Origin of the sequence: Bradyrhizobium sp. (genome assembly GCF_049798375.1) — a bacterium.
In the GTDB taxonomy this organism is placed as follows: domain Bacteria; phylum Pseudomonadota; class Alphaproteobacteria; order Rhizobiales; family Xanthobacteraceae; genus Bradyrhizobium.
This window is the reverse complement of the sequence record NZ_JBARGP010000462.1, coordinates 1-11522: the sequence shown is the minus strand read 5'-3', so window position 1 is coordinate 11522 and position 11522 is coordinate 1. Positions and strand designations below refer to the sequence as shown.

The 11522-nt window shown below is 65.9% G+C and carries 12 protein-coding genes; 8 read left to right on the top strand and 4 right to left on the bottom strand.

Going from position 1 to position 11522, the window contains the following annotated elements; genetic code table 11:
* On the top strand, positions 1 to 450 hold a 450-nt coding region (locus tag WA702_RS19085; protein ID WP_425112092.1), incomplete at its 5' end, for a pyruvate kinase alpha/beta domain-containing protein.
* A 6-nt stretch (positions 451 to 456) separates the two neighbouring features.
* On the opposite strand, the gene WA702_RS19080 is transcribed toward WA702_RS19085, so the two are convergent.
* Positions 457 to 711, bottom strand: a complete 255-nt coding sequence (locus tag WA702_RS19080) for a hypothetical protein (protein WP_425112091.1) — start codon at positions 709 to 711, stop codon at positions 457 to 459.
* Positions 712 to 946: 235 nt separating this feature from the next.
* Between WA702_RS19080 and WA702_RS19075 the strand changes: the two genes are divergently transcribed.
* From WA702_RS19075 to WA702_RS19065, 3 genes are read left to right on the top strand one after another with little or no spacing between them, the layout of a single operon-like run.
* Positions 947 to 1762: a UDP-2,3-diacylglucosamine diphosphatase gene (locus WA702_RS19075; protein ID WP_425112090.1), complete on the top strand. Its 816-nt coding sequence runs from the start codon at positions 947 to 949 to the stop codon at positions 1760 to 1762.
* Positions 1763 to 1765: 3 nt separating this feature from the next.
* The gene (locus tag WA702_RS19070; RefSeq protein WP_425112089.1) at positions 1766 to 2821 is read left to right on the top strand and encodes a glycosyltransferase family 4 protein; all 1056 of its coding nucleotides are present in this window, start codon (positions 1766 to 1768) and stop codon (positions 2819 to 2821) included.
* 37 nt (positions 2822 to 2858) lie between these two features.
* Positions 2859 to 3848: a threonine ammonia-lyase gene (locus WA702_RS19065; RefSeq protein ID WP_425112088.1), complete on the top strand. Its 990-nt coding sequence runs from the start codon at positions 2859 to 2861 to the stop codon at positions 3846 to 3848.
* Between the two features lie 49 nt (positions 3849 to 3897).
* Here WA702_RS19065 and WA702_RS19060 read toward each other — a convergent pair whose 3' ends face one another.
* Positions 3898 to 5472 (bottom strand): hypothetical protein, encoded by a 1575-nt coding sequence (locus WA702_RS19060; RefSeq protein ID WP_425112087.1) that lies wholly within the window; start codon positions 5470 to 5472, stop codon positions 3898 to 3900.
* A gap of 75 nt (positions 5473 to 5547) precedes the next feature.
* On the opposite strand from WA702_RS19060, the gene WA702_RS19055 reads away from it, so the two are divergent.
* On the top strand, positions 5548 to 6747 hold the full coding sequence (locus WA702_RS19055; RefSeq protein ID WP_425112086.1) for an MFS transporter: 1200 nt from the start codon (positions 5548 to 5550) through the stop codon (positions 6745 to 6747).
* Here the strand turns inward: WA702_RS19055 and dgcA are convergent.
* Positions 6717 to 7712, bottom strand: a complete 996-nt coding sequence (gene dgcA / locus WA702_RS19050) for an N-acetyl-D-Glu racemase DgcA (protein ID WP_425112085.1) — start codon at positions 7710 to 7712, stop codon at positions 6717 to 6719. The genes WA702_RS19055 and dgcA overlap by 31 nt on opposite strands.
* Positions 7713 to 8020: 308 nt before the next feature.
* Here dgcA and WA702_RS19045 point away from each other — a divergent pair, with 308 nt between their 5' ends.
* The 3 genes from WA702_RS19045 to WA702_RS19035 are packed head-to-tail and all read left to right on the top strand — an operon-like array spanning position 8021 to position 10836.
* Positions 8021 to 9154 (top strand): MlaE family ABC transporter permease, encoded by a 1134-nt coding sequence (locus WA702_RS19045; RefSeq protein ID WP_425112084.1) that lies wholly within the window; start codon positions 8021 to 8023, stop codon positions 9152 to 9154.
* A gap of 2 nt (positions 9155 to 9156) precedes the next feature.
* Positions 9157 to 9930, top strand: coding sequence for an ABC transporter ATP-binding protein (locus WA702_RS19040; RefSeq protein ID WP_425112083.1), 774 nt, complete (start codon positions 9157 to 9159; stop codon positions 9928 to 9930).
* Between the two features lie 33 nt (positions 9931 to 9963).
* Positions 9964 to 10836, top strand: coding sequence for an MlaD family protein (locus WA702_RS19035; RefSeq protein ID WP_425112082.1), 873 nt, complete (start codon positions 9964 to 9966; stop codon positions 10834 to 10836).
* Positions 10837 to 11015: 179 nt separating this feature from the next.
* Here the strand turns inward: WA702_RS19035 and WA702_RS19030 are convergent.
* On the bottom strand, positions 11016 to 11522 hold a 507-nt coding region (locus tag WA702_RS19030; RefSeq protein WP_425112081.1), incomplete at its 5' end, for a hypothetical protein.

The following is an 11522-nucleotide window of genomic DNA, read 5'->3' as shown; positions in this document are numbered from 1 at the left end:
ATGATGGATAGCATCATCAAGGCGACCGAGGGCCACAAGATGTATCGCTCGATCATCGAGGCGACGCAGCCGGGCGAGGAGCAGACGCCGCCGCATGCGGTGGCGACCGCCGCCGCCGACCTGGCCTCTGCGATCCACGCCACGGCGATTGTGGCCTACACCTCGAGCGGCACCTCGGCCTCGCGCGTCGCCCGCAAGCGGCCGAGCCTGCCGATCCTCGCGATCACGCCGAACGAAGACGTCTCCCGTCGCATGTGCCTGTTGTGGGGCGCGCACAGCGTGCTGTCGGAAGATATCAACAGCTATGAGGAGATGGTCGAGCGCGCCACGCATTTCGCGGTCGAGGAGGATTTTGCCAAGCCGACCGAGCTTCTGGTGGTGATCGCCGGCATCCCGTTCGCGCAAGCGGGCACCACCAACAATCTGCGCGTGGTGACGGTGCCGCGGTAAGAGCGGCTACTCCATCAGCGTGTCGAACTGCATCAGGCCGTCGGCATCGAAGAACTGGAACGCGCGGTCCTTGACGACGGCGTCGAAGCAGCGCTCGTGCAAAGTGTCCTCGCCGGGATTGCGATCGCCGTCGTTCAATGTTCGGCAATAGCGGGCGCGGTCATTGGTGCGCCAGGTGCCGGTTCGGCCCACATGATGCTCGGTGCCCGCCAGCACCGACAGGGTGCCGTCGGCATATCGGCTCCAGCCGGAACGGCCCATCGGTGCCGCCCGGATGTTGAAAGCCCGGTTCCTATGCACGGGAACAGCGGCATTTCCCCGAGAAAGCGCCGCTTTTGTCGCCTGCCTGTCGTAACGCGCTGTTATCGCGGCTTGAGACTTAGGGGGCCTGAGTCGCCTTGAATGAGCGGCGGAAGCAGCGTGCGGCCGGTCGAGCCGCCGCGGAGGATATGTTGCTCGTCATCGCAATGTCACGAGAAGCTGTTAGGTGGCGCACATGGGAATTGAAACTGCTGGTGACGAAAGCCCGGATCGCCGCTTTCGCACGTTGTTCATCTCCGATGTTCATCTCGGAGCCCGTGGCTCCCAGGCCAATCTCCTCGTCGACTTCCTGCGCCATAATGATGCCGACACCATCTATCTGGTCGGCGATATCGTCGATGGCTGGGCGCTGAAGTCGAACTGGCACTGGCCGCAGTCGCACAACGATCTGGTTCAGAAGATGCTGCGCAAGGCGCGCAAGGGCGCCAAGGTCGTCTACGTGCCCGGCAACCACGACGAGTTCCTGCGCGGCTATTACGGCACGCATTTCGGCGGCATCGATGTAGTCGAAAACATCGTCCACACCGCTGCCGACGGCAAACGCTATCTGATCATTCACGGCGACATCTTCGACCTCGTCGTGCAGAACGCGCGCTGGCTCGCCCATCTTGGCGACAAGGCCTACGACTTCGCCATCCAGATGAACCGGCTGGTCAACTTCTTCCGGCGCATGTTCGGCGTGCGCTATTGGTCGTTGTCGCAATGGGCCAAGCAGAAGGTCAAGAACGCGGTCAACTATATCGGCGCGTTCGAGACCGCGCTGGCGGCGGAAGCGCGCCGTCATGGCGCCGACGGCGTGATCTGCGGCCATATCCATTACGCGACGATCCGTGACGAGCAGGGCATCCGCTACATGAACTGCGGTGACTGGGTCGAGAGTTGCACGGCGCTTGCCGAGAACGAGGACGGCAGCTTCGAGATCATCACCTGGGCCGATCCTCTGAAGCAGCAGACGCCGGTGTCGCAGGTGGCGACACGGGCCGCCGCCTGATCGATGCGGATCCTGGTCGCGACGGACGCATGGCATCCCCAGGTCAACGGGGTGGTCCGGACGCTGGCCATGATGGCGCAGGCGGCGGAAGCGCTCGGCCATGAGGTCGTGTTCCTGACGCCGGAATCGTTCCGTACCTTTGCGATGCCGAGCTATCGCGATCTGCGCTTGGCTTTGCCGTGGCCGGCGAAGGTAGCGAAACTGATCGCCGACAGCCGGCCGGACAGCATTCATATCGCTATTGAGGGACCGATCGGACTGCTGGTGCGGCGGCATTGCCGCAAGCATGGTCTGCCTTTCACCACCAGCTTCCATACCCGCTTTCCCGATTATGTCGCGGCCCGCGCACCGGTGCCGGAGGCGTGGGTGTGGGCGACGTTGCGGTGGTTTCACGGGCCGAGCCAGGCGGTGATGGCGGCGACGCCGGCGCTATCAGGCGAATTGCAGCAGCGCGGCTTCGCCAATGTCGTGCTGTGGCCGCGCGGCGTCGATACTATTCTGTTTCGGCCGCGCGAGGTCGATCTCTGCCTGCCCCAGCCGGTGTTTCTTTGCGTCGGCCGCGTCGCGGTGGAGAAGAACCTCGCGGCCTTCCTCGCGCTCGATCTGCCGGGCACCAAGGTGATCGTCGGCGACGGACCGGCCCGCGCCGAGCTGGAGCGCGACTATCCGGACGCACTGTTCCTCGGCGCTTTGCAGGGTGAGGCGCTGGCGAAGATCTACGCGGCCGCCGACGTGTTCGTATTTCCAAGCCGCACCGACACGTTCGGTCTGGTGCTGCTCGAAGCGCTCGCCTCAGGCCTGTCGGTTGCGGCGTTTCCCGTCGCCGGTCCGCGCGATGTGATCGGCACCGCAGAGGTCGGCGTGCTCGATGAGGATCTGCATTCTGCATGCCTTGCCGCACTCGGGATCCCGCGCGCGGATTGCGTGGCCTTTGCCGCCAAACATACCTGGGACGCATCGACCCGCGCGTTCATCGCGAATATGGCGATCCTGCCCACTCCGACGGCGGCGTCCCAGCCGGTTGACCTGCTGGCTGGACAGCCGAGCTGCGTGGCCTAGCTTGCCTCGGCGCAGCCGCGCGCGATACAAGAAGGGTATGACAGTTCAATCGCCGATCCTTCCCGTCACCACCGCCGACATCGACGCGGCGGCAACAGTGCTCGCTGGCGTTGCGGTGCGCACGCCGCTGTTGTCGCCGCCGGTCCTGAGCGAGGTACTCGGCGCCAGGGTGTTCGTGAAGCCCGAGGTGCTGCAGCGAACCGGATCGTTCAAGTTCCGCGGCGCCTACAACAAGCTGTCGTCGATCCCTGAGAACGCCCGCAGCAACGGGGTGGTCGCATTCTCCTCCGGCAATCACGCTCAGGGCGTGGCGCACGCGGCGCAGCTGCTCAAGATGCGCGCGACCATCGTGATGCCGTCGGATGCGCCGGCGGCGAAACGCGAGCGCACCAAGGCCTATGGTGCCGAGGTCGTGCTCTATGACCGCGACATGGAAGACCGCGAGGCGATCGCGCGCGAGATCGCCGGCAAGCGCGGAGCTACCGTAGTGCCGCCTTATGACGATCCGCTTGTTATCGCCGGCCAGGGCACTGCGGGGCGCGAGATCGCCGAGGATCTGCAGGCGCTCGGCGTCGCGCCCGATGTGGTGGTGGTGCCGGCCTCCGGCGGCGGCCTGATCGCCGGCGTCTCGACGGCAGTGAAGGCGCGCTTTCCGCAGGCGCGGATGATCGTGGCCGAGCCGGCGGGGTTCGACGATCATGCCCGTTCGCTGCGATCGGGCCACCGCGAGGCGCATGACGCCAAGGGGCGAACCATCTGCGACGCGCTGATGGCGGCGATTCCCGGCGAGATCACCTTTGCCGTCAACAGCCGGCTGTTGTCGGGCGCGGTCTCCGTTTCCGATGAGGAGGTCGGCCGCGCCATGGGCTTTGCGTTCCGCGAATTGAAGCTGGTCGTCGAGCCCGGCGGGGCCGTGGGCCTTGCGGCGCTGCTCGCCGGCCGTCTCGACATCGCCGGCAAGACCGTCGTGATCCTGCTCTCCGGCGGCAATGTCGATGCCGATCTCTACGCCAAGCTGATCGCCTGATCTGACGGGCCGATACGCGCCGCGCGCCGTCAGGAACGGCCGCGCGCGCTTACGAGAAGAACGCGATCTTCTCCGGCTGCGTCATGCGCCGGATCGGCGTCAGCGGGTCATTTGCGGCCACGGGCCGTTGCAGCAGGCCGCTCGCGAGCAGCGTCGAACCCAGTGACGGCTGCGGGAGGGGCCGCGGCAATGGATGAAGTGCGGCCGCGGGCCGCGGTTGCTCCTGCGCCACCGGCGCCGGCCGGACTGGCTCGTGCAGCACGGGCTGTGCCGGGGGCATGGGTGCAGGTTCTGGCATCGGCGCAACCGCAAGACGGGGCGCCGGGGCAGGGCTCGGCGGAACGGGTGCAGGTGGGGGCGATACGACGGACGGCGCGGCGGCTGATGGTGCGATGGTCGCGACCGATGCGGGTCGCGCAGCAGCCGGGGCGGGCTCGGGCTCCGGCGAGACAGGCTCAGCGAAGGTGGCGACGACGTCGTCATCGACGGGTGCCGGCTCCTCGATCCCGTATTGGAGCGAGCTGCTCGGACCGAATTCCGCGTCATCACCGGAATCGAGCGCGGCCATTTCCGCGGCGACGAGGTCGAGAACCGCCTCGTCATGCGCGTCTGCTTCGGCATTGGTCACGACCACGATGTCGAGATCGTCATCCGCAGCATTTAGCGCGGCAAGGTCATCCGCCACCTCGGCGCGTTCGCCGATCGGTTCAGATAGCGTTGGCGCAGGCACCGTTCGGGCTTCATCCTGGGCCCGTACCGGCGCTGCCGGTTGCACTGGCTCGGGTGCCCTGACAGACGTCTCGGCTGCGGCTTCTCGCGCATGGAGAGCCCGCGTGGCGGCGATTTCGGCAACCGATTCGGCCAAGACAGCCGCGATGGCGCTTTCGACCGCCGATGCAGCGGCTTCGATGGCTGGCGCCGCCACGGGAGCAGGGGTCTCGATTGGCATGGATGCTGCCGCAATCTCCGCGCCTACGTCCGCGCTCGTTTCACCCGGCTCGGGCGACGAGGTTGCCACAGGCGCGTCGATGTCGGGAGCACGTGCAGGAGAGGCGGGCTGATCGAAACCGTCGAGCTGCGCCTTGATGACGTCGAATGCTGCAACCAGCGCGGGGCGTGGATCGGTGCCGGCGAGCTGGTCGCAAGCGGCCTCGATAGCTGCGACCTGGGAATCGATCAGGTCGCAGATCCGGGAGTCCGCGCCGATCTCGCGCCAACGCCAGGAGATTTCCTTGATGATGCGAATGCCCTTGCGCACCGGTGTCAGATTCAGCTCGATCGCGAGGCTGTCGAGCGCGGTCGCCGCTGCCCCTTCTGCGCCTGCGACCGCATGCCGGATCGCAGCGAGCACTTCGGGGAGCACGCTGGCTTCGGCCTGCTGGGCCGCCTGCATCTCCTGCTGCTGCTGCAGGCGCTGTTGCGCGGCGAGAGCCTGCTCGATCCGCGCCACCGCATCGAGCACCATGCTGGTGTCGGCGTTGCGGTTGCGCTTGGCATATTCGCCGAGAAACCAGCGGCCGCGCGAGGTCTCCATGAATGCATCCCGGATCGCCTCATAGTCAGCCTCGCCCGGCTGGGCCGGGCGGGCGGAGATTGGCGAGAGAGCGAAGACGTCATCGACCATGGCAAACTCGTCGCGCAAATCGCTGCGCGTTGGCATAACGATCACCATGATATTGACCGAATCGCAATTGAATTGATGCTGTCAGGCGGACAAATCCCCATTGCATCACGTGGTACGGCCCGGCGATTCGCGCGCCGGCTGGGGCTTTTCTATGGTGCGATGTTCGCGCTGTCGGGCACGCATCTGCCGTTCTTCCCCGTATGGCTACGGGCGATCGGCCTCGATGCCTCCTGGGTCGGCATCATCATCGCCATTCCCGCCGTGACCCGCTTCACGGTGCTGCCCTTCATCACGGCACTGGCAGAGCGTCATCATGCGCTGCGCGGCGCGATGCGGCTCTCGACCGCCGCAGCGGGATTGGGCTTCGCCCTGCTCGGCCTCCAGCACTGGCCCGTGCTCGTCTTCGTGATCTATGCGGCGATCTGCTGCCTGTGGACGCCGCTGGTGCCGCTCACCGACGCCTACGCACTCCGCGGCGTGCTGCTCTATGGGCTCGATTACGGTCGCCTGCGGTTGTGGGGATCGGCCGCCTTCATCATCGGAACGCTGCTGTGCGGAGGCCTGGCCGACATCGTCGCGCCTGACCGGCTGATCTGGGTCATCGTCTCGGTCGGGCTGCTCGGCGCGGTCGTGAGCCTTTGGCTGCAGCCGCTCGAAGTATCGCCTCGGGCGGCTGTGGCCACGAAAGATGGTCGCGGTCTGCTACGCGATCCCAGCTTTCTCTGCATCATCGTGGCGGCGGCACTGATCCAGGGCAGCCATGCCGCTTACTACACGTTCTCCGCGATCGACTGGCGGGCCCAGGGCCTCACCGGACTGGCCATCGCCTGGCTCTGGACGCTCGGTGTGCTGACCGAGATCGCCGTGTTCGCGCTGGCGTCGCGATTCACGCTGGCGCCGGCGAACCTAGTTATGATCGGCGCTGTGGCCGCGGTGCTGCGTTGGCTGCTGACTGCGCAGGAGCCGCATGCCATCGGCCTTGCGGCGGTCCAGCTCAGCCATGGCTTCACCTTCGCGATGACCCTGATCGGTACGATGGGCCTGCTGGTCCGCTACGTGCCGGCGCACATGACGGCGCGCGGCCAGGGCTACTATGCTGCGTCGAGCGGAATCATCGGCTCGGCCGCCTCCGTCGTGTCAGGGCCGATCTACGCGCAATACGGTCATGGCATCTATTATTTGATGGCACTGATGGCGGCGTTAGGTGGCGCGCTGATGTGGCTGGTGCACAGGAGGGTGGCGCTTTATCCCCATAGCGCCGGACCGGGCGGATAGACGAGGCTGTCGTCGTAGAGCAGGGCGTTGTCGCGGTCCTCGGCGAGCAGCAACGGTCCGTCGAGATCAACGAAGCGCGCCTCCGGCGTCAGCAGTATCGCCGGTGCCATCGACAGTGACGTCGCGACCATGCATCCGACCATGATGTCGAAGCCGAGCGCCTTCGCGGCATCGGCCATCGCCATCGCCTCGGTCAGTCCGCCGGTCTTGTCGAGCTTGATATTCACAGCGTCATAACGCTCGCGCAGCCCCTCGAGCGACGCACGGTCATGCACGCTCTCGTCGGCGCAAACGGTGAGCGGACGCTTGATGTGCGCAAGCGCCCCGTCCTGTCCGGCGGGCAGCGGCTGCTCGACCAGGGTGACCCCGACCGCAGCGCAGGCCGCGAGGTTGGCTTCGAGATCGGCCTCGGTCCAGGCCTCGTTGGCGTCGACGATCAATTGTGACTGCGGAGCCGCGTTGCGGACCGCCGCGATTCGCGCGGGATCGCCGGGGCCGCCGAGCTTGACCTTCAGCAGCGGCCGGTGCGCCACCTTGGCGGCGGCAGCCGCCATGATGTCGGGCGGGCCGAGCGAGATGGTGTAGGCAGTGACGCAAGGCGCCGGCGCGCGTCGCCCGAGCAGCTCCCAGATGCGCTTGCCGCTGAGTTTGGCTTCAAGGTCCAGCATGGCGCAGTCGAGCGCATTGCGCGCCGCGCCTGATGGCATGACCTGCTGAAGGGCTTCCCGATCGATCCCATCCGCGACCGGGATCTGCATGGCAAGCAACGCCTCCAGGGTCGCCTCCGGCGTCTCGCCATAGCGCGGATAGGGCACGCATTCGCCGCGGCCGCGCACAGTGCCCTGCCGCAATTCTGCCACGACGGTGATGGCCTCGGTCTTGGCGCCGCGGCTGATTGTGAAGCTGCCGGCGATCGGCCAGCGCTCGATTTTTCCGATCAACATGGGAGAACTGAGCAAGGTCATGTGAAAGTCAGACGATTTCTGAACCTGGACTATGGGGGATACGACCCACTATCACGGCCTCGTGTGCCCCGACTGACATTTGCGCTTTGTCCAGGCCCCACTTCAGCTGACGTTCGCGGTAGAGGAACATTGGTTAAGTAATTCTTGCTAGAGCAGCGGCGGATTCGACGTCGGTATAACAGTCTCCTTGCGGCGAAGGGATGCAAACGTCAAATCCCTGCACTGGCCCCGGATTCGACAAGGTGTAATGGCGCGGTGGAACTTTCTGGTTTGAGAGGCGACGGTCCGTCGGCCTGGGGACGGGATTCGTGAACGCTGGCCCGACATTGGAACGGACTGCACAGGGCAATGCATTGTCGTTGCGGGCGGGTGGTGCCTGGACCGCGCCGTTTGCCCCGATGCTGGAGAAGCTGGTCGCCGAGGCCGAGAAGCTCGCCGGTGGCAAACCCGACGTGTCGATCGACGTCTCCGAGGTCTCGAAGCTCGACACTTTCGGTGCCTGGCTGATCGAGCGGCTGCGCCGCAGCTTCTCGCAAGGCCCGAGCGAGGCCAGGATCAACGGGCTCTCCGCCAACTACTCGTCTCTCGTCGACGAGGTTCGCCGCGTCACGGCGGCGCCGGCGGCTGAGGCGACGACGATCACCATCACCGGCATGCTGGAGCAGATCGGCCGCACCGTGGCCGGTATCTTCCGTACCGTTGCAGCGCTGATCGACATGCTGGGTGCCGTGCTGGTCGCGGTGGCCAAGGTCTTCATCCGTCCGCGAAGCTTTCGCCTGACCTCGACGGTGCATCATCTCGAACAGGTCTGCTGGCGCGCGGTGCCGATCGTGGTGCTCATCACCTTCCTGATCGGCTGCATCATCGCGCAGCAGGGCATCTTTCATTTCCGCAGGTTCGGCGCCGACATCTTCGTCGTCGACATGCTGGGCGTGCTGGTGCTGCGCGAGATCGGCGTGCTGCTGGTCGCGATCATGATCGCGGGGCGCTCGGGCAGCGCCTACACCGCCGAGCTCGGCTCGATGAAGATGCGCGAGGAGATCGACGCGCTGCGCACGATGGGCTTCGACCCGATCGAGGTGCTGATCCTGCCACGGCTGCTGGCGCTGGTGATTGCACTGCCGATCCTCGCCTTCCTGGGCGACATTGCCGCGCTTTATGGCGGCGGGCTGGTGGCCTGGTTCTACGGCGGCGTCGATCCTGAAGCCTTCCTGCTGCGGCTGCGGGATGCGATCTCGATCAATCATTTCACCGTCGGCCTGATCAAAGCCCCTGTCATGGCCGCGGTGATTGGCATCGTCGCCTGCGTCGAGGGACTGGCCGTGCAGGGCAGCGCCGAGTCGCTCGGCCGCCATACCACCTCGTCGGTGGTCAAAGGCATCTTCTTCGTCATCGTGATGGATGGCGTGTTTGCGATCTTCTTCGCCGCGGTCGGGATGTAGTCATGACGCCGCAGCAGTTTCCCGACGCCATCATCCGTGTGCGCGACGTCACCGTGCAGTTCGGCAGCACCCGCGTGCTCGACGGACTCGATCTTGACGTCAGGCGCGGCGAGATCCTCGGCTTCGTCGGCCCCTCCGGCGCCGGCAAGTCGGTGCTGACCCGCACCATCATCGGGCTAGTGCCCAAGGTCTCGGGCCGCATCGAGGTGTTCGACGTCGATCTCGATGCAGCCGATTCGGCCGCGCGAAGCGCGGTCGAGCGGCGCTGGGGCATCCTGTTCCAGCAGGGAGCGCTGTTCTCGTCCCTGACGGTGCGGCAGAACATCCAGTTTCCGGTGCGCGAATATCTCAAGGTGTCGCAGCGGCTGCTCGACGAGATCATGGTGGCGAAGCTCGGGATGGTCGGCCTGAAGCCTGAAGTCGCCGACCGGTTCCCGAGCGAGCTGTCGGGCGGCATGGTCAAGCGGGTGGCGCTAGCGCGGGCGCTGGCGCTCGATCCGGAGCTGGTGTTCCTGGACGAGCCGACCTCCGGCCTCGATCCGATCGGTGCCGGCGATTTCGACGAGCTGGTGCGGACCCTGCAGCGCACTTTGGGCCTGACCGTTTTCATGGTAACGCACGATCTGGACAGCCTTTATACGGCTTGTGACCGGATCGCCGTTTTGGGGAACGGTAAGATCATTGCGGCAGGATCGATGGCCGACATGCAGGCCTCGGAACACCCTTGGCTGCGGCAATATTTCCACGGCAAACGCGCGCGCGCCGTGATGGGATAAGCGAATGCGCAGGCGCGGCTACCGGAGTTTGTGATGGAAACGCGGGCGAACTACGTCCTGATCGGATCGTTCACGCTGGCGGTGATCGCGGCGGCCATCGGATTCGTCCTCTGGTTTCAGAGCCTGCACACCACCAAGCAGCGCGGTCCGCTGCGCGTGATCTTCGAGGGTCCCGCGGCGGGCCTGCGCAACGGTGGCAGCGTCAACTTCAACGGTATCAGGGTCGGCGAGGTCATCTCGGTGAAGCTCGACAATCCGCGCCGCGTGGTCGCGCTCGCAATGGTCGAAAATACCGCCCCGATTCGCAAGGACACCCTGGTGGGTCTCGAGTTCCAGGGCCTGACCGGGGTTGCGGCGATCGCGCTGAAGGGCGGCGAGGAAGCCGCGCCGCCGGCGCCGCTCGACGAGGACGGCGTGCCGGTGCTGACCGCCGACCCGACCAAGCTGCAGGACGTCACCGAAGCGATCCGCGGCACCTTGCAGAACATCAACCGGGTCGTCGCCGACAACCAGGAGGCGGTGCGCAATTCGCTGAAGAATCTCGAGGTCTTCACCCAGTCGCTGGCCCGCAACTCCGAGCGCGTCGACAACGTGATGGCGCGGGTCGACGGCGTGCTGGGCAAGGCCGACAGCCTGATGCTGGGCCTCAACTCGCTCGCCGGCGGCAAGGATGGCGGCGAGCTGACGCTGACGGTGAAGTCGATCCGCGAGCTGGCGGAGGATTTCGACAAGCGCTCCGGCGCGCTGATGACCGATAGCCGACGGACATTGGGTGATATCAGCCGCGCCGTGAACAATTTTGATCGCAATCCGACCCGGGTGCTGTTCGGCGCCAGCAACTCGCCGAGCCCCAGCAACGCGCAGGCCTCGCAGCCCCCGCCGGCCGCAAGCGAGAGGCGGCGGTGAGAGGGGGCGAATGGCGAATAAGGAGTTGCGAGTAGGGGCGTTGATCAGTTTCCACCACCACGCCACGCGACAGCCAAAGAAGTATCCCTGAAAACAAAACGGAGGCCGTGAGGCCTCCGTTTTCGATTCGCGATGAGCTGGTTCACTACTCACCATTTGCTACTCGCCATTCGCCTCCCTCACGCCAGCCGTCCGGCGGCGTGGGCGAGCAGGGTGTAGACGAGGCCCGTCTCCGAGGTGAGCTGGTTACGCAGCGCCTGCGGATTGCGGTCGTCGCGCGCCACTTCGTCGAGCAGCCGCTCGAACTCGGTGATGTAGCGGTCGACCGTCTGCTTGAAGCTGCGGTCGGCGCGATATTTGCGGGCCACCTCGTCGAACGCTTTCTGGCCGGCGGGCGTGTAGAGCCGCTTGGAGAAAGCCTTGGTCTCGCCGCGCTGGTAGCGATCCCACATCTCGGCCGCAAGACCGCGGTCCATCAGCCGGGCGATGTCGAGCGACAGCGATTCCAGCGGATTGCCGGACTGCGGCACCGGGCCACGGTTGCGCGGCGCTTCGCGTCCGGCATTGCCGCTATTGTCGGCGCGGCTCAACAGGTCGGACAGCCAATTGTCGCGGCCCTGATCGGCCGGCGGACCCATCGGCGGCGCTTCCACGCGGCGCGGCGGCGGCTGCTGCATGCCGAGATC